At 71.5% G+C, this 20393-nt stretch carries 17 protein-coding genes, 1 tRNA gene, 1 other RNA gene and 1 pseudogene; 10 read left to right on the plus strand and 10 right to left on the minus strand.

Annotated elements, in window-relative coordinates; all coding sequences use genetic code 11:
* Positions 1-334: pseudogene (locus F2B26_RS07085) on the minus strand (ACP S-malonyltransferase); the annotation flags it as partial.
* A gap of 78 nt (positions 335-412) precedes the next feature.
* Positions 413-1627: a PucR family transcriptional regulator gene (locus F2B26_RS07090; protein WP_159807828.1), complete on the minus strand. Its 1215-nt coding sequence runs from the start codon at positions 1625-1627 to the stop codon at positions 413-415.
* A 55-nt stretch (positions 1628-1682) separates the two neighbouring features.
* Between F2B26_RS07090 and F2B26_RS07095 the strand changes: the two genes are divergently transcribed.
* Positions 1683-2417, plus strand: a complete 735-nt coding sequence (locus F2B26_RS07095) for a hypothetical protein (protein ID WP_328698660.1) — start codon at positions 1683-1685, stop codon at positions 2415-2417.
* 145 nt (positions 2418-2562) lie between these two features.
* Here the strand turns inward: F2B26_RS07095 and aceE are convergent, their stop codons facing one another.
* Positions 2563-5304 (minus strand): pyruvate dehydrogenase (acetyl-transferring), homodimeric type, encoded by a 2742-nt coding sequence (aceE, locus tag F2B26_RS07100; RefSeq protein WP_159807832.1) that lies wholly within the window; start codon positions 5302-5304, stop codon positions 2563-2565.
* A 257-nt stretch (positions 5305-5561) separates the two neighbouring features.
* Here aceE and F2B26_RS07105 point away from each other — a divergent pair, with 257 nt between their 5' ends.
* Positions 5562-5981 carry a DUF3052 domain-containing protein gene (locus tag F2B26_RS07105; protein WP_159807834.1) on the plus strand — a complete coding sequence of 140 codons (420 nt, stop codon included), beginning with the start codon at positions 5562-5564 and terminating at the stop codon, positions 5979-5981.
* A gap of 141 nt (positions 5982-6122) precedes the next feature.
* Here the strand turns inward: F2B26_RS07105 and F2B26_RS07110 are convergent.
* Positions 6123-6196: transfer RNA gene (locus F2B26_RS07110), tRNA-Val, on the minus strand.
* A gap of 31 nt (positions 6197-6227) precedes the next feature.
* Positions 6228-7298: a zinc-binding metallopeptidase family protein gene (locus F2B26_RS07115; RefSeq protein WP_235929545.1), complete on the minus strand. Its 1071-nt coding sequence runs from the start codon at positions 7296-7298 to the stop codon at positions 6228-6230.
* A 54-nt stretch (positions 7299-7352) separates the two neighbouring features.
* On the opposite strand from F2B26_RS07115, the gene F2B26_RS07120 reads away from it, so the two are divergent.
* The gene (locus tag F2B26_RS07120; protein WP_159807836.1) at positions 7353-8402 is read left to right on the plus strand and encodes a zinc-dependent alcohol dehydrogenase family protein; all 1050 of its coding nucleotides are present in this window, start codon (positions 7353-7355) and stop codon (positions 8400-8402) included.
* Positions 8403-8439: 37 nt separating this feature from the next.
* On the opposite strand, the gene F2B26_RS07125 is transcribed toward F2B26_RS07120, so the two are convergent.
* Positions 8440-10989, minus strand: coding sequence for an ABC transporter permease (locus tag F2B26_RS07125; RefSeq protein ID WP_159807838.1), 2550 nt, complete (start codon positions 10987-10989; stop codon positions 8440-8442).
* Positions 10989-11753 (minus strand): ABC transporter ATP-binding protein, encoded by a 765-nt coding sequence (locus F2B26_RS07130; protein ID WP_159807840.1) that lies wholly within the window; start codon positions 11751-11753, stop codon positions 10989-10991. Before F2B26_RS07130 ends, F2B26_RS07125 begins: the two co-directional genes overlap by 1 nt.
* Positions 11754-11875: 122 nt before the next feature.
* On the opposite strand from F2B26_RS07130, the gene F2B26_RS07135 reads away from it, so the two are divergent.
* The 5 genes from F2B26_RS07135 (at position 11876) to F2B26_RS07155 (ending at position 16102) form a co-directional block, all read left to right on the plus strand.
* Positions 11876-13066, plus strand: a complete 1191-nt coding sequence (locus F2B26_RS07135; RefSeq protein ID WP_159807842.1) for a Nif3-like dinuclear metal center hexameric protein — start codon at positions 11876-11878, stop codon at positions 13064-13066.
* Positions 13063-13791 carry a zinc ribbon domain-containing protein gene (locus tag F2B26_RS07140; RefSeq protein WP_159807844.1) on the plus strand — a complete coding sequence of 243 codons (729 nt, stop codon included), beginning with the start codon at positions 13063-13065 and terminating at the stop codon, positions 13789-13791. The genes F2B26_RS07135 and F2B26_RS07140 overlap by 4 nt, the downstream gene beginning before the upstream one ends.
* A gap of 73 nt (positions 13792-13864) precedes the next feature.
* Positions 13865-14257, plus strand: an RNA gene (gene rnpB, locus F2B26_RS07145) — RNase P RNA component class A.
* Between the two features lie 172 nt (positions 14258-14429).
* Positions 14430-15062, plus strand: coding sequence for a hypothetical protein (locus F2B26_RS07150; protein ID WP_159807846.1), 633 nt, complete (start codon positions 14430-14432; stop codon positions 15060-15062).
* Entirely contained in the window at positions 15059-16102 is a 1044-nt protein-coding gene (locus F2B26_RS07155) for a helix-turn-helix domain-containing protein (RefSeq protein WP_159807848.1), read from the plus strand. The genes F2B26_RS07150 and F2B26_RS07155 overlap by 4 nt, the downstream gene beginning before the upstream one ends.
* Positions 16103-16615: 513 nt before the next feature.
* Here F2B26_RS07155 and F2B26_RS07160 read toward each other — a convergent pair.
* Positions 16616-17473: a hypothetical protein gene (locus tag F2B26_RS07160; protein WP_159807850.1), complete on the minus strand. Its 858-nt coding sequence runs from the start codon at positions 17471-17473 to the stop codon at positions 16616-16618.
* Between the two features lie 341 nt (positions 17474-17814).
* Here F2B26_RS07160 and F2B26_RS07165 point away from each other — a divergent pair, with 341 nt between their 5' ends.
* Positions 17815-18444 (plus strand): PilZ domain-containing protein, encoded by a 630-nt coding sequence (locus F2B26_RS07165; RefSeq protein WP_159807852.1) that lies wholly within the window; start codon positions 17815-17817, stop codon positions 18442-18444.
* A 30-nt stretch (positions 18445-18474) separates the two neighbouring features.
* Here F2B26_RS07165 and ppgK read toward each other — a convergent pair whose 3' ends face one another.
* On the minus strand, positions 18475-19236 hold the full coding sequence (ppgK, locus tag F2B26_RS07170; protein WP_159807854.1) for a polyphosphate--glucose phosphotransferase: 762 nt from the start codon (positions 19234-19236) through the stop codon (positions 18475-18477).
* Complete coding sequence (gene map / locus F2B26_RS07175; protein WP_159807856.1) at positions 19233-20105, minus strand: type I methionyl aminopeptidase; 873 nt, start codon at positions 20103-20105, stop codon at positions 19233-19235. The genes ppgK and map overlap by 4 nt, the downstream gene beginning before the upstream one ends.
* 27 nt (positions 20106-20132) lie before the next feature.
* Here map and F2B26_RS17640 point away from each other — a divergent pair.
* The coding region (locus F2B26_RS17640) for a hypothetical protein (protein WP_328698661.1) at positions 20133-20393 on the plus strand (261 nt) is incomplete at its 3' end.

Genomic DNA, 20393 nt, shown 5'->3' on the forward strand with positions numbered 1-20393 from the left:
TGAGCAGCCCGGCGACCGCTGCGGCGGCCAGCTCGCCGACGGAGTGACCCGCGGCGACGTCGACCCGGCCCGCGGTCAGCTGCGGCCAGGCCTCGTCCGGGTCGGCGTCGAGCACCACCCGCAGCGAGGCGAGCGCGGTGGCCACGAGCAGAGGCTGGGCCACCGCCGTGTCCCGGATGGCGTCGGCGTCGCCCGTCGTGCCGTAGGACACCAGGTCCACCCCGGTGTGCTGGGAGGCGCGGTGCACCGAGGTCGCGAACGAGGCGATCTCGAGCCACGGCGCGAGCATGCCAGGGGACTGGGCGCCCTGACCGGGGCAGACGACGACGAGCACGCCTCCACTGTGCCTGCCGCCGCGGTGGGTACCCGGTCACGGCGGCGACCAAGGATGTCGACGAGCCTTGTCGGTGCCCTACAACGCCTCGGGGGCCGCCGGGGTGCTGGGCGGGTTCTCCAGACGTCCCAGCGCGAGCGCGATCTGCAGGACGTAGGAGTCGCGTGCGTCCAGGGGGTCCCAGCCGGTCACATCGGCCACCCGCCGCAGGCGGTAGCGCACGGTGTTGGGGTGCACGTAGAGCTCGCGGGCGGCCGCCTCGAGCGAACGACCGGTCCCCAGATAGGCCCACAGCGTGTCCAGGAGTGCACCGGTGTGCGCCTCCAGCGGTGCGTACGCTCTGGTCACCAGCTCCCGGCGAGCATTCTGGTCCCCGATGAGCACGCGTTCGGGCAGCAGGTCGCCGGCGAGCACGGGGCGCGGTGCCTGCGGCCAGGCCGCTGCTGCCGTCAGGCCGGCCAGCACCTGCGCGGCCGACCGGGCGCACTCGGCGAGCTCGGACGAGAGCGAACCGGCCACCGGGGTGCCGATCACCACGGGACCTGGGCCGAACCGCGGCAGCAGCCCGTGCGCGGCCGCCACGAGGTCGCCCTCACCGCCGAGGAAGAGCACGAGCCGGTCGTCGTGGATGCCGACCAGCGCGTCCTGCGCGGCGCGCCGGGTGGCCCGACGCAGATCGGCGGCCCAGACCTCGTCGAACGGGCGCGCCGACGTGCCGGCCACGACGAGGGTGCTGCCCCGTCCGCTCCAGCCGAGGGCCGCCACCCGGGAGCGCAACGAGTCCTCGACGTCCCCCCGCACGAGGGCGTCGACGACGAGGGCCTCGATCCGGGCGTCCCAGGCACCGCGGACCTCCGCCGCCCGGGCGTACACCTCGGCGGCGGAGAAGGCGACCTCGCGCGAGTAGCGCAGCACGGCCTCGCGCAGGTCCCGCTCCTCACCCGGTGCGGCCAGCCGGGCGGAGTGCGACTCCACGACGTCGACCGACAGCCGGACGAGCTGCAGCGTCTGCTGCAACGAGATCGAGCGGGTGAGCTGGGGCGGGGCGGCGGCGAAGATCTCGCCCACACCGTGCGGGGGCTTGCTCGGGTCGGAGAACCAGGTGACGAAGGCGGCGATCCCGGCCTGGGCCACGAGGCCCACCCAGGAACGGTCCTCCGCCGGCAGTGCCCGGTACCAGGCAGCATCGGACTCCAGCCGGCGCATCGCCGCGGCGGCGAGCAGGCCGGAACCGTCCCGGACCCGTCGCTGGGTCTCGGCCGCGCTCGTCGTCGTCGGGGGCGTCGTGGCCATGGGGGGAGCATAGGCAGGCTTGTCGGAACCGCACAAAGACCCTGAGGGTGCTGGCGTGAACGGACCCGTCGTCCCGGGGGTCGTCGTGGTCGTCTGCCGCTATGGTCGGGTGATGGCCTTGCTACCCCGACTGCGCGAGCTGATGCGCCGTCCGACGTCCGCTTCGCGGGTCGGCGCCCGCCGGCCGACGAAGGCCGGACGGCGCGGTGACACGCTGCACGAGGACGCCCTGCGCTCCATGCTCTCGGACGACCCCAACAACGAGCGTGCGTTCTCGGCCCTCGCGGAGATCGTGCGTCGGCGCGCCGCGCAGGCCGTCGAGGCCGACCGTGACCCGTTGACCGCGGACGGTGTCGAGCAGGAGCGGCAGCGTGCGGAGAACCTGGCCGTGTGGGCGCTCGGCGAGGAGCTGGCCGGCAACCCGCGGGCCTGGTACCCGCTCATCGAGCTGGCCCGGCTGTCGGTCGTGGACGACCACGAGGGCGGTCTGCGCCGTCTGGTCACCGCCGCCGATCGCGACCCGACCGGTCGGGCCCTGGCCGCCGGCATCGAGCTGCTGCGGCAGGACGGTCAGCCCGGTGAGGCCCTCGGTCTCGGCGTCGGCCACTGGCGGGTGCGTGAGCAGGTGCCCGAGGTGGGCGTCCAGGTGGTCCTGGCCGCCATCGAGGCCGGCCGGCCGCACGAGGCCCGCCAGCACCTCGAGGCGCTCGCGCAGCACCCCGACGCAGCGGCCGTCGAGCTACTGGTGCCCGAGCTCACCCGGGCGATCGACGCGGTCGAGCGCGTCTAGCGTTCTCGCCGGCCCGAGGTCGGCTGCACGGTCGCCCGTGGTACCCGACCGTCACAGGAGTGCCTGCGACGAGGACACCGGTCACGGGCGTCCCACCGTCGTGGGTGTGCGCCCCGGACCGGGACGCACACCCACGACGGTGGGGTCAGGACTCGCCGCCGGCGTTCCCCGAGGTGCCGGCCGTGACGTCCTCGAGCCGGTAGCGCTCGATCGCCTCGGCCGGGGCCGAGGCGGGCACCTGGCCGGCCGCGGCGAGCCGCTGCAGGACGCGCACCGCGGTCGACGGACCGTCGATCTTGAAGTGCCGACGAGCCGCGGCGCGCGTGTCGGAGAAGCCGAAGCCGTCCGCACCGAGCGTCGCGTAGTCACCCGGCACCCAGGCGCGGACCTGGTCGGCCACGAGGTGGTCGAAGTCGGTCGTCGCCACGAACGGGCCGTTGGCGTCGCGCAGCTTGGCCGTGAGGTAGGCCTCGCGGGCCGGCTCGCCCGGGTGCAGGTAGGCGGCCTGGTCGGCGGCGAGCCCGTCCCGACGCAGCTCGCCCCAGCTGGTCACGGACCAGACGGCGGCACGCACCCCCCAGTCCGCGGCGAGCAGCTCGCGGGCCTCCAGCGCCCACGGGACCGCGACACCCGACGCCAGGATCTGCGCCTGCGGCCCCTCGCCCTCGACCGGGGCGATGAGGTGGATCCCACGCAGGATCCCCTCCACGTCCACGTCCTGCGGCTCGGCGGGCTGGCGGATCGGCTCGTTGTAGACCGTGAGGTAGTACAGGACGTTCGGGTCGCGCCCGTCGTCGCCGTACATCCGCGCCAACCCGTCGCGCACGATGTGCCGGATCTCGTACCCGTAGGCCGGGTCGTAGTGCACGACGTGCGGCATGGTGCCCGCGATGAGCGGGGAGTGGCCGTCGGCGTGCTGCAGGCCCTCACCGGTGAGCGTCGTGCGACCGGCCGTGGCACCGATGAGGAAGCCGCGGGCCATCTGGTCGCCGGCGGCCCAGAACTGGTCACCGGTGCGCTGGAAGCCGAACATCGAGTAGTAGAAGTAGAACGGGATGAGCGGCTCGCCGTGCGTGGCGTACGCCGTCCCGGTCGCCTGCAGCGCCGCGGCCGCACCGGCCTCGTTGATGCCGACGTGCATGATCTGACCGGACTCGGACTCCTTGTAGCTGAGCATGAGCTCGCGGTCCACGGCCATGTAGTGCTGGCCGACCGTGTTGAAGATCTTGGCGCTCGGGAAGATCGAGTCCAGCCCGAAGGTGCGTGCCTCGTCCGGGATGATCGGCACGAGCCGGCGTCCCAGCTCAGGGTCCTTGAGCAGGTCCTTGAACAGCTGGACGAGCGCCATCGTGGTGGCGACCTCCTGCTGGCCCGAGCCCTTGGCGAGCCGGTCGTAGGCCTTGGCCTCCGGCAGCGCGAGCGGCTTGTACGTCGACCTGCGCTCGGGCACGAACCCGCCGAGCTGACGGCGACGCTCCAGCATGTACTGGATCGCCTCGTCGCCCGCACCCGGGTTGTAGTACGGCGGGACGTACGGGTTCTCCTCGAGCTGGGCGTCCGTGATCGGCAGCTGGAGGGTGTCGCGCAGCGTCTTGAGCTCGTCGACCTTGAGCTTCTTCATCTGGTGGGTCGCGTTGCGCCCGGCGAAGCCCGAGCCCAGCCCGTAGCCCTTGATGGTGTGGGCCAGGATCACCGTCGGTGCGCCGGTGTGCTCCCGCGCCGCCTTGTAGGCCGCGTACACCTTGCGGTAGTCGTGCCCGCCGCGCTTGAGCGCCCAGATGTCGTCGTCGGTCATCTTGGCCACGAGCGCCTTGGTGCGTGGGTCACGACCGAAGAAGTTGTCCCGGATGAACGCGCCGTCCTCCGCGCGGAACGTCTGGAAGTCACCGTCCGGCGTGATGTTCATGAGGTTGACCAGCGCGCGGTCCTTGTCCGCGTTGAGCAGGACGTCCCACTCGCGGCCCCAGATCACCTTGATGACGTTCCAGCCGGCGCCGCGGAACTGCGCCTCGAGCTCCTGGATGATCTTGCCGTTGCCGCGCACCGGGCCGTCGAGGCGCTGCAGGTTGCAGTTGACGACGAACGTGAGGTTGTCCAGACCCTGCTGGGCCGCGTGCTGGAGCATGCCGCGGGACTCCGGCTCGTCCATCTCGCCGTCACCGAGGAACGCCCACACGTCCTGCTGGCTCGTGTCCTTGATGCCGCGGTTGTGCAGGTACTTGTTGGTCCACGCCTGGTAGATGGCGCTGGCCGGGCCCAGACCCATCGACACGGTGGGGAACTCCCACAGGTCCGGGGCCAGGCGCGGGTGCGGGTACGAGGGCAGCCCGCCGCCGGGGTTCGACAGCTCCTGCCGGAACCCGTCGAGCTGCTGCTCGGTGAGGCGGCCCTCGAGCAGCCCGCGCGCGTAGACCCCGGGGGAGGCGTGCCCCTGGAAGAAGACCTGGTCGCCTCCGCCCGGGTGGTCCTTGCCGCGGAAGAAGTGGTTGAGGCCGACCTCGTACAGGGTCGCCACCGACGCGTAGGACGAGATGTGCCCGCCGACCCCGATCCCGGGGCGCTGCGCTCGTGTCACCATGACGGCGGCGTTCCAGCGGATCATCCGGCGGAACGCGCGCTCCATCGTCTCGTCGCCGGGGAAGTACGGCTCGTCGTGCACCGCGATGGTGTTGACGTAGGGGGTGTTGAGCGAGGTGGGGATCGCCACGTTCCGGGACCGGGCCTGCCGCAGCAGGCTCATCATGATGTAGCGCGCACGAGGCCCACCCTTGGCCTCGATCAGCTGGTCGAGGGACTCCAACCACTCGGCGGTCTCGTCGGGGTCGATGTCGGGGACCTGGCTGAGCAGGCCGCCGATGAGGGGGGCCGTCTCGTCGATGGAAGCCACTCGGTGCTCCTTGGCGTCTGGGCACGACCGGCGCTGGTGGCACCGGGTCGCGTCTGCGGGCCTGCCGCGTCGCCACCGGTCGAGGCGGGGTGCGTGCAGGCGGTCGTCCCCATTCTCAGACCACGCCAGGCCGAAAGTCACATGCGCGTCCACGGCGCACCGTCATGGGCCCTTGCCAGGGACGGCGGCTGTGCTGTGGGCTACGGTGTGCCAGATCGGGACGGCGCTCGCCGTCAGGTGAAGGGAGCACTGCGCACGTGTCTGCGAGCACGGACGATTCCACCAGCCCCGTGAGGCGGCTCGGGTTCGTCACCGGCCAGGTCATCCAGGAGTTCGGCTACGACGACGACGTCGACTTCGAGCTGCGCACGCAGGTCGAGGAGATCGTCGGCGCCGAGCTGGTCGACGAGGACTACGACGACGTCACCGACGGGGTGCTCATCTGGCACCGCGCCGACGACGGCGACCTCGGGGACACCCTGGTCGATGCGATGACCGTCCTGGACGACAACGGACCCATCTGGGTGCTCACACCCAAGGCCGGGCGCGAGGGGCACGTGCTGCCCTCCGACGTCGAGGACGCCGCGAGCACGACGGGGCTGCACGTGATGACCACGTTCTCGGTCGCACCGGACTGGGCGGCGACGCGGGTCGCCTCGCGCGGGCGGGGCAAGTAGGGCGCTCGCCGCTGTCTCAGGGCCGGGGTCGCGGGACCGGGGTCGTGGGACTGGGTGCTGGTCGCGGCGCCTGGCACGCGGACGCTGCGGTAGATCCGCAGCGCCGCACCCGTCTCGCGCCGCGGTCAGGTGGGTGCAGGGTGGGCCCGGCCGGGATCGAACCGACGACCTCCGCGGTGTAAGCGCGGCGCTCTGACCAGCTGAGCTACAGGCCCCTCACGAGTGCCCGCCCAGGGTACCGGCCGCTCAGGCGCCCGGGAACGGGGCCACGAGCGGGACCGGGACCGTGGACGCCGTCACGATGCGGTGCACGAGGTCGAGCTTGCGTCCGACGGCCGGCGGGATCGAGAACGGGTACAGGTCACCTTTGCCCATCGCGCGGTTGGCCCGGTTGAGCTCGTAGGACACCCACTGCCAGTCCTCCAGCGCGACGGCCATGGGCACATCGGCGTAGGACGTGCGCGGCATGATGTCCTGGGTCCGGGTGCCCATGAGGGCCGAGGCGTCGATCCGCACCCCGCCGTGCGCGATCGTGCCGAGGGTGTCCAGCACGTGCTGGTAGTGGGCGAACGTCTCGGCGAAGTCCTCCCAGGGGTGCATCGTCGCGTACTCCGAGATGAAGGTCTCCTGCCAGCCGGCCGGGGCCCCGGTGGCGTAGTGCCGCGCGAGGGCGTCGGTGTACGACGCGCGCTCGTCGCCGAACAGGGCGCGGCACTCCTCGAGGAACGCGCCGCCGGGCCGTTCGACCAGCTGCCACTGGTAGTAGTGGCCGACCTCGTGCCGGAAGTGCCCGAGCATCGTGCGGTAGGGCTCGCCGAGCTGCACCCGCAGCTGTTCGCGGTGCGCGTCGAGGGACTCCGCCAGGTCGATGGTGATGACGCCGCCCGCATGGCCGATGGTGACCGGGCCGTTGCCGGACTGGGACGAGAGCAGGTCGAACGCGAGGCCGCCGTCGGTGCGCCAGTACGGGTCGACGGGCAGCCCGAGGTCGGCCAGGCCCACGAGCAGCCGACGCTGGGCCTTGCTGGTCTCGGCCAGACGTTCGAGCGCGGCCGCGTCATCGGCCTGCGGACGACGACGCGTGAGCCGGCAGGAGAAGCACGTCGTGCCGTCGTCGTCGGCGCGCAGGGACCAGTTGCACTCCTGATCCCGGTGGGCGCACGCGACGAGAGCGGTGCCGTGCTCGTCCAGGGCGGCCGGGGCCGGCACCATGGTGAGCGTCGCGGTCGCCAGCATCATCGGCGCCTGGCAGGCACGGCACCGGGTCGACTCGAGCCAGGCGGGGAACCCGCACGACGGGCAGCGCAGCAGCCTCACGGCGCGACGGTACCGCCCGGCGGGTGCCTCGGCCCGCGCCGGTAGGCTCGCGCCGTGCGCGCAACCGTCATCCACGCCCCCCGTGACATCCGCCTGCAGGACGTGCCGGACCCGGTGGTCCAGCGGCCCACCGACGCCGTCGTGCGGGTGGTCGCGGCCTGCGTCTGCGGGTCCGACCTGTGGTCCTACCGCGGGGTGCGTGACGTCCCGCAGCCCGCGCGGATCGGGCACGAGTTCGTCGGCGTGGTCGAGGAGGTCGGTGCGGATGTGCGCACGGTCCGCCCCGGGCAGTTCGTCATCGCCCCGTTCACGGTGCACGACGGGACGTGCGTGCACTGCCGCAACGGGGTGTTCACCTCGTGCGAGCGGCTCAGCTGGTGGGGCGGCCCGGACTTCGAGGGGCTGCGCTCCGACGCAGGCCAGGGCGAGTACGTCCGGGTGCCGCTGGCCGACGGGACCCTCGTGGCGACCCCCGAGGTGCCCGACGACGCGATGGTCCCGGCGCTGCTCACGCTCTCCGACGTGATGGGGACGGGCCACCACGCGGCGCGTGCGGCCGGCGTCCGGCCCGGGAGCACCGTCGTGGTCGTCGGCGACGGGGCGGTCGGGCTGTGTGGGATCCTCGCCGCGCGTCGGCTCGGCGCCGAGCGCGTGGTCGCGATGTCCCGGAACCCTGCCCGTCAGGAGCTGGCGCGACGGTTCGGCGCGAGCGACGTGGTCGCCGAGCGCGGTGCGGAGGGCGTCGCCCAGGTCAAGGACCTGCTGGGTGGCATCGGCGCGGACGCCGTGCTCGAGGCAGTCGGCACCAAGGAGTCGATGCAGCAGGCGCTCGACAGCGCCCGGCCGGGCGGCACGGTCGGCTTCGTCGGGGTGCCGGCCGGCGGCCCGGAGCTGCCGGTGCAGCAGATGTTCTCCACGAACGTCGGCGTGCGCGGCGGGGTCGCACCCGTGCGGGCCTACATCCCCGAGCTGCTCGCGGACGTGTGGGCCGGCACGTTGGACCCCAGCGGCGTGTTCGACCTCACCCTGCCGCTCGACGAGGTCGCGCAGGCCTACGACGCGATGGACACCCGCCGGGCGGTCAAGGCGCTGCTGCGGCCCTGACGCCCGGCGGGTGTCACCTGCTCGTGGTTGACGGCGGCTACTCGTAGCTGACGGCGTCGAGCACCTTGAGGCGTGCTGCCCGCACGCCCGGCCACAGCGCGGCCAGCACACCGACGAGCACCGCCAGCCCCACCATGGCGGCCAGGCTGGCCCACGGCACCGCGAGCTGGGACAGACCCTGGTCGGCGTAGACCGTCGGCAGCGCCGAGGCCAGGCCCACCCCGACCGCCAGGCCGACGAGCGTGCCGGTGACAGCCGTGAGCACCGACTCGACCGTCACCGTGCCGGCCAGCTGCAGCCGGCCCAGACCGACCGCGCGCAGCAGCCCGATCTCCCGGGTGCGTTCGACGACCGACAGCGCGAGCGTGTTGACGATCCCGAGCACCGCGATGACGATCGACAGTCCGAGCAGCGCGTACAGGATCGTGAGCACCCGGTCGACCTGCGAAGCCATCGAGTCGACGAACTGCGCCGAGTCCATCACGGACACCACGACGTACGGCTTGACCAGGTCGACGAGCTCGGTGCGCACCGTCGCCGAGTCGGCACCCGGCGCGAGCGTGACCAGGACCGTGCTGGACCGCACCTGCTGGCTCGGCACGAGCGTGGCGAGCGTGCCTGGCGGTGCCTGGATGTCGCCGAGCACCGCGGAGTCCTGGATCGCACCGATGCGCAGCGTGGTGCTCCCGACCGGGCCGGTGAAGGTGAGCGTGTCGCCCACCGCCCAGCCGGCCTTCTCGGCCTTCTGCTTCTGCACGAGCACGTCACCGGCCCGCAGGGCTGCCGCCGCGTCACCCTGCACCATCGGCACGTTCAACGAGGTGCCGATGAGCGCGGGATCGGCCTCGGCGACGGAACCCTGGGTGCCGTCGACCTGGACCGCCGCGTACGGCAGTGGGGAGACCGTGGCCACGCCGTCGAGCTGCCGGGCGCCGGTGACGACGGCCTCGCTCACGTTGTCGGGGTAGTCGGCCCGCAGCACGTAGTCGGCGGTGATCTGCTGGTCGATCATGCCGGTCACCGACGCCTGCGTGGAGGCGGCCAGCACCGTGGTCGCCCCGACCAGGGCCATCCCGATGGTGAGCGCGCCGGCCGTGTTGGCCGCACGGCGCGGGTTGCGTACGACGTTGCCCGCGGCGAGCCGGCCGATGGGCCGCCACCAGCGCACGAGCGGCACGGCGAGCAGCCGCACCACCGCGGGCACGACGACCGGACCGAGCACGAGCACCCCGATGAGGGTGGCCGAGGCACCGATGCCGAGCACGAGGTCCGTCCGGTCGGCACCGGGGTGACCGGTCGCCCAGACCACGCCGAGCACGCCCGCGACCAGCAGCAGCACCCCGGTGAGCGCACGCCAGCGCAGGGACCGCTCGGTGATCGAGGTCTGCTCGGCCATCGCCTCCACGGGTGCCACGAGGGCGGCCCGACGCGCGGGCAGCAGCGTGGCGCCCAGGCAGGTGAGCGTTCCGAGGGCGACGGCGATCGCCACCGAGCCGGGCCGCAGCGGCACCTGGTCGCTCAACGTCATGCCCATCTGCGCGAACACCGATCGCAGCGCCTGCACGAGGCCTAGCCCCGCCAGCACGCCGATCGCCGAGCCGACCAGTCCGATCACCCCCGCCTGGATGAGCAGGGAGGCGAACACCTGAGCCGGTGAGGCGCCGACGGCGCGCAGCAGGGCGAACTCCCGCATCCGCTGGCGCACCGACATGGTGAACGTGTTGGCGATGATGAACGCCCCCACGAACAGGGCGAGCGCGGCGAACACCAGCAGGAACGTGGTGACGAACCCGAGCTGCTTGTCGATCTGGGCGGTGGTCTGCTCGATGACCTGGGCGCGGGTGACGACCTCGGCGCTGGTGGCCGTGCCGGTCCCGGCGCTGGCGAGGGTGTCGGCCACGTGGTCGCGCAGGGTCTGCTGCGAGACGCCCTGGTCGGCATAGACCGCGAACGAGCTCACCGTGCCGTCCACGACGTACAGGCTCTCCAGGGTCGCCTCGTCGAGCACGACGATGGTGGCGCCCGCCATCGGCGCGGCGTAGTCCACCGAGCCGACCACGGTCACCTGCCGCGGCTGGCCGAAGGCCAGGACCCTCGTGGTGTCCCCGACGGCCAGGCCTGAGGCGGCCAGGGTGTGGGACTCGAGGGCGATCTCGTCCGGACCGTGCGGTGCGCGCCCGGTGAGGGTCACCGTGTGGTCGTCGGGGTCGAAGCCGACGGCCATGCTCGGCGCCTGGGAGCTGCGCACGGCCGTCCCGTCGGCGCCCACGAGCACGATCGGTCCGCTGATCGAGGGCAGCACGCGGTCCACGCCGTCGGCGGTCGCGATGGTGGCGGCCAGGCCCAGCGGCAGCCCGCCCGCGGTGACCGCGGAGCCGCCGTCGGTCACCTGGGTGTCCGAGGGGGGGACCCGCACGTAGACGTCGGCCGTCGTGGAGGCGGACACGATGTCGTCGAAGGTGCCGGACAGCATCTCGCGCAGCGAGAACGTCCCGGAGACGAAGGCGACGCCGAGGACGACGGCGAGCACGGACATGCCGAAGCGCACGAGGTGCGCCCGCACACCGCGCAGGGCGATCCGGAGCATCAGTGGGTCTCCTCGGCGGTGATCCGGCCGAGGGTGGCCAGCACGGAGTCCTGCGTGGGGGCGCGCAGCTCCTCGACGATCCGGCCGTCGGCCAGGAACAGCACCCGGTGCGCGTACGAGGCGGCGCGCGGGTCGTGCGTCACCATGACGACCGACTGGCCGCGCTCGTCGACGCTGCGGCGCAGGAAGCCCAGCACCTCGCCGGCGGACTTCGAGTCCAAGTTGCCCGTCGGCTCGTCGGCGAACACCACGGCCGGCCGGCTGATGAGGGCGCGGGCGCACGCCACCCGCTGCTGCTGCCCGCCGGAGAGCTGGTTCGGGCGGTGGTCGAGCCGGTCACCGAGCCCGACGGCGGCGACGACGTCGTCGAACAGCTGCTGGTCGACCGGGCGGCGCGCGATGTCCAGCGGCAGCCGGATGTTCTCGGCGGCGGTCAGGGTCGGCACCAGGTTGAACGCCTGGAAGACGAAGCCGAGACGGGTGCGGCGCAGCCGGGTGAGGGCGCGCTCGCCCATCGCGCTCACCTCCTCGCCGTCGACGACGACCGTGCCCGAGGTGGGGCGGTCCAGCCCGGCGAGGCAGTGCATGAGGGTGGACTTGCCGGACCCGGACGGGCCCATCACCGCGGTGAGCTCACCGCGGACCAGGTCCAGGTCGACGCCGTCGAGGGCCCGGACGGCCGTGCCGCCCGAGCCGTAGACCTTGGTGAGGCTGCGTGTGGTGGCGATGGGGGTCGGTGCAGGGGCGGGTTCGCTCAGGCTCATGGGACGACCCTGTCAGAGGCTGGGGGTCGCTGCGGCCCGGGAGGTCCCTGGTCGAACCCTGAACCTCGTGGTGGTCGACCCTGAGCGACCCTGCCCTGCTCGGCGCCGGTACCGTGCACACCATGGCTGACCACCCCACGCTGGCCCAGGTCGTCGAGGCCCTCGACCGCAGGTACCCGCCCTCGGGCGCCGAGCAGTGGGACCGGGTGGGGCTCGTCGTGGGCGACCCGGCAGCCCGGGTGCGGCACGTGCTGCTGGCGGTCGACCCGGTGCTCGACGTGGTCGAGGAGGCCGAGCGGCGCGGGGCCGACCTCATCGTCACCCACCACCCCCTGCTGCTGCGGGGCGTGCACTCGGTCGCGGCCTCGTCCGCCAAGGGAGCGCTGGTGCACCGGCTCATCCGCTCCGGGATCGGCCTGTACGCCGCGCACACCAACGCCGACGTCGCGAACCCCGGTGTGGCGGACGCCCTCGCCGACGCCCTCGGCCTGCTCGACGTGCGCCCGCTGCTGGCGGCACCGGGGCCCGCGCTCGACAAGCACGTGGTGTTCGTGCCCGTCGAGGCGGCGAACCGGCTCGTCGACGCGTTGTCCGCGGCCGGTGCAGGTGCGCTGGGGGAATACTCCCGCTGCGCCTGGACCAGCACCGGGACGGGCACCTTCATCCCCTCGGACGTGGCGTCCCCGGCGATCGGCACCGCGGGTCAGATCGCCGAGGTGGTCGAGGCGCGCGTCGAGATGATCGCCCCGCGGTCGCGGCGGGCCGCCGTGGTGGCGGCGATGCGGGCCGCCCACCCGTACGAGGAGCCCGCCTTCGACGTGCTCGAGCAGGCCGGTCTGCCGGGCGGCACCGGGACCGGGCGGCTCGGCCGGCTCGCCGCGCCCGAACCGCTGGCGGTGTTCGCGGCTCGGGTCGCCGCCGCCCTGCCGCCCACCGCGGCGGGGGTGCGCTACGCCGGGGACCCCGACGGGTCGGTGAGCTCGGTCGCGGTGCTCGGCGGGTCGGGTGACGGGTTCTTCGACGCCGTGCGCGCCTCGGGCGCCGACGTCTACGTGACGGCCGACCTGCGGCACCACCCGGCCTCCGAGGCCCGCGAGCAGGCGCTCGTCGAGGCTGCGACCGGCCGGCGGGCCGCGGCGACTCCCTACCTGGTGGACGTCGCGCACTCGGCGAGCGAGTGGCTGTGGCTGCCGGGGGCCGCGGCGACGCTGGTCGCGGACCTAGGCGGTAGCGTGACCACCCACGTGAGCACGTTGCGCACCGACCCGTGGACGGGCCACGTCGCCTCACCGACGTTCGAAGGAGCCCCGTGACGAAAGCCCCGGCCGCCGACCAGGCCCGCCTGCTCGCCGTGCAGGACCTGGACACCCAGCTCGACCAGCTCGCGCACCGCCGCCGGACCACACCCGAGCTCGCGGTGGTCGCCGAGCTCGACGCCCGGCTGGCCGATCTGGACGCTGCGCTCGTGATGAGCCGGACGGCAGCCAACGACCTGCGCCGTGAGCTGAAGAAGGCCGAGGCCGACGTCGAGCAGGTGCGCTCGCGCGCCCAGCGCGACCAGGCCCGCCTGGACTCGGGGGCGGCGAGCGTCAAGGACGTGCAGGCGCTGTCCGCCGAGCTCGAGCACCTGGCCCACCGGCAGACCGAGCTGGAGGAGGTCGAGCTCGAGGTGATGGAACGCCTCGAGGCGCACGAGTCCGCGCTCGGCCACGAGCAGAGCGCCTACGACGACGTGGTGGCCCAGCAGGTCGCTGCCCGCGCCGCGGTCGAGGCCGCGCTCGCGCAGATCGACGCCCAGGTGGCGCAGGTGCGCACCGAGCGTGCGGCCGCCATCGCCGGCCTCGACGCGGCCCTCGTGGCGCTGTACGAGAAGCTGCGCACCCAGCTGTCCGGCCGCGGTGCCGGCAGGCTGGTCGGCAACCGCTGCGACGGCTGCCGGATGGAGCTCAACCCGTCCGATGTGCACCGGATCTCCTCGGCCGACCCCGACGAGGTCGTCCGCTGCGAGGAGTGCGGCCGGATCCTGGTCCGCTCCTGACCGTGCGCGCGGACCGGTCGTCGGCCCCGGGGTGCTCCGGGGGCGCGTGCGGCCGGTAGGCTGGCGGTGCGGATGAGTCAGTCAGGCGGCCGCGTCGGGCCTCGACCGAGACCCGCCGAGGAACGTCCGGGCTCCGTAGGGCAGGGTGGTGGGTAACACCCACCCGGGGTGACCCGCGGGACAGTGCCACAGAGAACAGACCGCCTCCACGGCCCGGTTCGCCGGGGCGAGGAGGTAAGGGTGAAACGGTGGTGCAAGAGACCACCAGCGCACCGGGTGACCGGTGCGGCTAGGCAAACCCCACCCGGAGCAAGGTCAGACAGGGAGCGTTCGAGGGCGGCCCGCCCGAGTTCCCGGGTAGACCGCTGGAGGCGTGCGGCAACGTACGTCGTAGATGGATGGCCGTCACCGGACCGCGGGAGACCGCGGACCGGGACAGAACCCGGCGTATCGACTGACTCATCCGCACTTCAAGCACCTGACCTGCATGTTCGCCTGCTACACGGGTCGCGCGGGGGCTCTCTGGGGCTCCTGTTGTTGCAGCGTGTGGCTGCGTGTTGATGCGCGTAGCCCCCCCACAACCCCTGGATCGCCGTCCGCCAGTCGATGCCTTGACTGTAGGTGGTATATTTCCCGGTATGTTTTCACCCCGCGATCCGGACAAGGTCCTTGGCGAGGTCGGTTCGAAGGTCATCGAGGCGATCGCCCGAGCGACCGACGGCGCACGCGCCGACTGGCAGGACCTGCGGCAGTTCAAGCCCTCGTGGATCCCGCCGATGAGCCAACGTGGAGTGTCGAACATCCTCCACGAACGGATCTGGGCTCACTGCGTGGATCTGCTCAGCGGGCTCGATGACGAGGGCATCACGCTCATCGACAAGGAGCCGGTCCGGGAAATCGTCCTGCAGCTCCCGGCGGGCCGAACCTATCGCCTGCGGGTCAAGCGCCACAGCACGTCGATGGCGATCTCGTCATACCCCACCCCTGCAGATGTGGAGTTCTGGTCAGGGTCGCGACAGGACTCCTTCGACGGCCTTGAGGAGATCCATCTCGCGGCCGGGTACCGCTGGGACTCCGAGCTGCGATCGATGGCTGAGACCGTCATCTCGTTCCGTGAAGGCAAGCACAGCCCGCAATGGATGGTCGAGATCGCAGCCGCAGAGCCGGGATCGTCCGTCGGACCGATCGTGTGGAGCCCCATCACTCCTCGGCTCCCCGACATCGACCTGCGCCGTGCCTCCGGGATCGACGAGGAGCGCGAGTCGCAATGAGTCAGCTCGGCGAGGTCATCTCGACCGCCCGCCGCGCCAAAGGTTGGACCCAGGAGACGTTGGCCGAAAGGGCCGGGGTCACTCAGGCGACCTTGTCGCGGTACGAGAGCGGACTTCGGACCCCGGACGATGAGGCCCTCGCACACGTCGCGAGGGCACTCGGCGTCACGCCCGCACTGCTGCGTGAGGCAGGTCGGATCGAAGGCGGCATCGCCGTCAACGCGCACATGCGACGGCAGAAGACGACTCCCGTCACCGTCTGGCGTGAGCTCGAGGCTCAACTGAACCTGGTTCGCCTACACGCGGCACACCTCGGCGAGGAGGTCGCTCTACGAGCGGAGCGGTCCGTCCCTTCGTTCGACACAGATGAGACCTCTCCCGCTGATGCCGCGCGACTGCTGCGCGCCCAGTGGCGCATGCCCGTCGGGCCGATCGGTAACCTCACAGACTGGATGGAGTCCGCCGGGGTCCTGGTCGTCGAGAGCAACTTCGGTGCCGGCCCCCGCGTCGACGGACTGTCGCAGTGGGCCAACGAACATCCAATCGTCATGATCAACGCGAACATGCCGACCGATCGACTCAGGTTCACCCTCGCCCACGAGCTCGGGCACCTGGTGTTGCACTCGATCTACATCGACGACCAAGCGGAGCAGCAGGCCAATGAGTTCGCGGCCGAGCTCCTCCTTCCGGCTGAGCAGATCTCGCACTACCTCAGGCGGTTGCGCATCGGCGACCTCATCGAGCTCAAGAGAACCTGGGGTGTGTCGATCGCTGCCCTGGTCGAGCGCGCCCACGGCCTCAACCTGATCACCGGACAGCAGCGCGCATCGATGTACAAGATGCTCAATGCTCGCGGACTTCGGAACCCAGAACCCGCCTCTGAGGACATCGCTCCTGAACACCCTCGCCTCGGCGCGCACATCGGTGAGTCTCTCGCCGCCCGTGGTCTGACGCCCCCCGAGATCGCCGAGATCGCGGGGTTCGCGACGCCCGCCGACAACTTCCTGTTCTCCGGCCGCGGCCTTCGCGTGGTTTCCTGAGCCGCCACACAGCCCCCAAAGACCGCGAACCCACAGGTCATCGGCGCTGGCCACTTCGCGTGGCGCATCTACTGGCTCATCCGCCCCCTAGGGGAACTAGGCTCAAGAACGTCCTAGTCAGGGGGAACTGGTCAGAAGAGAGTCCGCTGCAGCACCGTTATCAGGCGCTTCATCGACGGCCTCACCGCTGCGGCTCTGACCGGTGCGTTAGCTGCTCGTTCGCCGCTCTCACGCCGAATCTGTTGCCGATAACCAGGCCACCGCTCTCGACATCGTCCGCCGTTGGTCGTGAAGGCGACAAGCGGCGTCGGGCCGGTGATGGCGCCAACGGTCGAGCCCGTGGATCGGGTCCCGCAACGGCATAGCCGCATCGGTCTTTTGGGACGGCGCGAGAACGGCGAACTGGGCGGCCTCAAGGTGTAGCAGCACCCAAGACGCGGCAGGGCAGCATAGGACGTCGAGTCGCAACAGCGCGCAATCATGAGCTCGCGCTCCCAGGGGGTCCCTAGAGCATCAGTCGTCGGACTGCGCAACCAGAGTGGTGAGACGTTCGCTCAACTGCTTTCGCAGCGTCGCGCGCTCCGCGGTTCCGACGCCATAGTGAAGATACCGAATTGACCTGAGGTCGAAGGGGACATCATCGGGGTCCTGAGTAAGGAGCACAGTCCGTCTTGGGAGCGCGTGGGCGAGTCCAGCCTCGTAGAACACATTCGTGTTCTTGCCAGTCAGGTCGGCAATGACGACAGTCGAACGCCACAACAGGGAGAGAACATCTCCCATCACAAGGTCGTGATCCCAGATGTCGTCAGCGCGTGCGCAGTGAAGACCCGCGTCGGCGACCGCCAGTTCGATCGTCTCGTAGACGACGTCAAACATCCGGGAAAATGGCATCATCACAGCGACGAGGGATGTGTCCCGAGGCTTCCCTACTGGAAACTGAACTGCCCCCGATGAGCGGAAGTTGCCGGAGCCGCCCCGATGCAGATTCATCTGATGTTCGAGGAGGACTTCGAACAGGTCGACATCCTTGACCGCCCAGTGTGTGCGAGTGAACTCCCAACTCGTGGGATCGACGCCCAGTTGACCGGCGAGGCTCATAATTGTGGAGGACGAGATGGGTTCCAGGTTCGAGTTTGGCACAAATGTAAATCGGTGGCCGGCGTCGGAGCGACGGATGGATGCAATCGATCCAACCCGGGCCACTTGTTCGTGCGTCTCATCCTTCACCTCCGGCATGCGCAGGGCGGGAATGTGCTGTAGCCTCGAAATGTGGTCGCCGTCGAAGGGCTTCCGAGCTTCTTCGTCGGTGTACTCGAATAGTCGCCCCTGAGGTACGACGTCACCATTCAACCCGACCAGTAGACTGAACATCGATCTTGCCTCCCGCTGGACCATGCCTCTCGATCTGAAGCCTAGCTAGAAGCGGGTCGTTGGCTGTTCACGGTGTCGCTCTGGTGGGCGTGTCGCTCCTGGAGTGGGTGTCGAGGCGTCCTGCAGCGGGGGCGTGTTCCCCAGGTCTTCTTGGGGCGCTCAAGACGAGCGGTCGTTGGTTCACCGAATCCCCGTGGGAAGGCGAGTGTCGGATGGGGATGCCTGCGCCCCTCGCGACCGAACAGGCCCAGGGCACGCCGTGCCGATGCGCCCGCCTTGCGAGGCCGGGCCCAAAGGCCCACCGACGCGGTACGGTCTTGCCGCGCAGGTGGGAGGTCGGGATGCACGAGCTGGCCCGCGGTGTGCTGGTCACGGCGACCGGCGCCCAGGTCGACGGTCACGTCGAGGACTCGACGTCGAGCACGTTGGTGCTCCGGTGCCGTTCCGCACTCACCGACCTGGCGCCGGGCGCACCTGTCGAGCTGCAGCTGCTCGACGAGGTCCGCGGCGAGGTGCGGTACGGCGCGACGGTGCTCGCGGTGGAGGACGACCTGGTCGAGGTCGGCCACCTCGTCCAGCTCTCGGTCCGGCAGCGTCGGGGTGCCGCCCGGGTGCGGGTGCACATGACGTGCCGCGGCTCCATCGGACGGGCGGGCCGTGAGCCCGGTGACGACGAGACCTCGGTCATCGTCTCGGTCCTCGACATCAGCGCGACCGGCGTCCGGCTCCTGCTGCCGTCCGACCTGCCGCTGGGCACCCTCGTGCACTTCGAGTTCGGCGTGCTCGGCGGTCTGCTGCCGCTCACGGCCAGGGTGCTGCGTGGTGAGGAGTCGATGTCCGGCTGGCGCTACGGCTGCGAGCTCGTCGGCCTCACGGCCCGGCAGTCCGAGCAGATCTTCCGGTTCGTGCTGCTCACCCAGGGCGAGCAGCGCCGACGCGAGCTCGAGGGGTCGAGCGCCTCGTCCGACTGAGCGCCGCCGCGCTCGCGGCCCCGGGGGAGTTCAGCGCCGCTGGGCCGCCAGGCTCGCCGCGCCGACGATCCCGGCCGCGTTGAGCAGCCCGGCGGGCACGATGGGTGCGCGCAGGTCGAGCAGCGGCAGGAACTTCTCGTGCTTCTTGCTCACTCCGCCGCCGACGACGATGAGGTCGGGGGAGAAGAGCTTCTCGACCACGTCGAAGTAGCGCTGCAGGCGCTCGGCCCACTGCTTCCAGCTGAGCTCCTCGCGGTCGCGGGCGGAGTCGGCCGCACGCGACTCGGCGTCGTGCCCGTCCACCTCGAGGTGACCGAGCTCGGTGTTCGGCACGAGCACCTCGTCCACGATGAGCGCGGAGCCGATCCCGGTGCCGAGCGTGATGACGAGCACCACACCGGGCACGCCCTTGGCTGCGCCGTACTCGACCTCGGCGAAGCCCGCGGCGTCGGCGTCGTTGACCGCGAGCACCGGGCGCCCGGTGGCCTCACGCACGACGGTCTCCACGTTGGTGCCGATCCACGACGGGTCGACGTTGGCCGCCGAGAGTGCCACGCCGTGCTGGATGACCGCCGGGAACGTCACGCCGATCGGCACGGACCGGTCCAGCGCGAACGCGTCGGCCACCTGGGCCACGGTCTGCGAGACCGCCGCCGGGGTGGCGGGCTGCGGCGTGGCGATGCGCACCCGCTCGGCGAGGAACTGCCCCGTGGTCAGGTCCACCGGGGCGCCCTTGATACCGCTGCCGCCGATGTCGATGCCGAACGCGACCTGGTGCTGAGGAGTGGTCATGGCAGCGTGAGCACCTCCGCGCCGGTCGCCGTCACGACGAGGGTGTGCTCGAACTGGGCGCTGCGTCGGCCGTCGGCGGTGACGATCGTCCAGTCGTCGTCCCACTCCTCCCAGTCCGGGGTGCCCAGGTTGAGCATCGGCTCGATGGTGAACACCATGCCGGGCTCCATCACCGTGTCGTAGGCCGGTGCGGCGTCGTAGTGCGGGACCACCAGACCGGTGTGGAAGGCCGGGCCGACGCCGTGACCGGTGTAGTCGCGCACCACGCCGTAGCCGAACCGTGCCGCGTAGCGCTCGATGACCCGGCCGATCACGTTGATCTCGCGGCCGGGTGCGACCGCCTTGATGCCGCGGCGCAGGGCCTCGGCGGTCCGCTCGACGAGCAGCCGGGACTCCTCGTCGACATCGCCGGCGAGGAACGTGGCGTTGGTGTCCCCGTGCACCCCGTCGATGTAGGCGGTGATGTCGATGTTGACGATGTCGCCGTCCTGCACGACGGTCGAGTCCGGGATCCCGTGGCAGATCACCTCGTTGAGCGAGGTGCACAGCGACTTGGGGAAGCCGCGGTAGCCCAACGTCGACGGGTAGGCGCCGGCCTCGACGAGGAACTCGTGGCCGATCGCGTCGAGCTCGTCGGTGGTCACACCGGGCACCACGTGCCGGCCGACCTCGGCCAGCGCCTGCGCGGCGATGCGTGAGGCCACCCGCACCCGCTCGACAGTGTCCGGGTCGAGGACATCGGGACCCCGGTACGGGGCGGGGGCGGGCCGGCCCACGTACTCGGGGCGGGCGATGGACGCGGGGACGGCGCGTCGGGGGCTGACACGCCCGGGAACGAGCGCAGCCCTCGGCGGGTGCACGATCGACATGCCTGGCAGTCTACGAAGAAGCCAGCAGTGGTCCGACCGACCGGAGGGTTCGACGTGCCGGAGTTCTACTACAACACCCGCACGCGCGAGGTCGAGGAGGGGCGCCGCTCGCACTGGCAGTCCCTCATGGGGCCCTATCCGACACGTGAGGCCGCGGCGCGTGCGCTGGAGACGGCCCGGGCCCGGTCAGAGGCGTTCGACCGGGCCGATCGCCACTGGCGAGGGGCCGACGGGGCGGCCACGGGTGGGCCGTCCGCGGGCGAGGACGCGCGCGACGACGGCAGGGCG

This window comes from Cellulomonas citrea (assembly GCF_009829685.1).
Lineage (GTDB): Bacteria > Actinomycetota > Actinomycetes > Actinomycetales > Cellulomonadaceae > Cellulomonas > Cellulomonas citrea.

Coding starts and splice junctions, on each gene's coding strand:
- F2B26_RS07090 (WP_159807828.1), bottom strand. CDS start 1,627: ATGGCCACGACGCCCCCGACGACGACGAGCGCGGCCGAGACCCAGCGA.
- F2B26_RS07125 (WP_159807838.1), bottom strand. CDS start 10,989: ATGCTCCGGATCGCCCTGCGCGGTGTGCGGGCGCACCTCGTGCGCTTC.
- F2B26_RS07130 (WP_159807840.1), bottom strand. CDS start 11,753: ATGAGCCTGAGCGAACCCGCCCCTGCACCGACCCCCATCGCCACCACA.
- F2B26_RS07135 (WP_159807842.1), top strand. CDS start 11,876: ATGGCTGACCACCCCACGCTGGCCCAGGTCGTCGAGGCCCTCGACCGC.
- F2B26_RS07150 (WP_159807846.1), top strand. CDS start 14,430: ATGTTTTCACCCCGCGATCCGGACAAGGTCCTTGGCGAGGTCGGTTCG.
- F2B26_RS07155 (WP_159807848.1), top strand. CDS start 15,059: ATGAGTCAGCTCGGCGAGGTCATCTCGACCGCCCGCCGCGCCAAAGGT.
- F2B26_RS07160 (WP_159807850.1), bottom strand. CDS start 17,473: ATGTTCAGTCTACTGGTCGGGTTGAATGGTGACGTCGTACCTCAGGGG.
- F2B26_RS07165 (WP_159807852.1), top strand. CDS start 17,815: ATGCACGAGCTGGCCCGCGGTGTGCTGGTCACGGCGACCGGCGCCCAG.
- ppgK (WP_159807854.1), bottom strand. CDS start 19,236: ATGACCACTCCTCAGCACCAGGTCGCGTTCGGCATCGACATCGGCGGC.
- map (WP_159807856.1), bottom strand. CDS start 20,105: ATGTCGATCGTGCACCCGCCGAGGGCTGCGCTCGTTCCCGGGCGTGTC.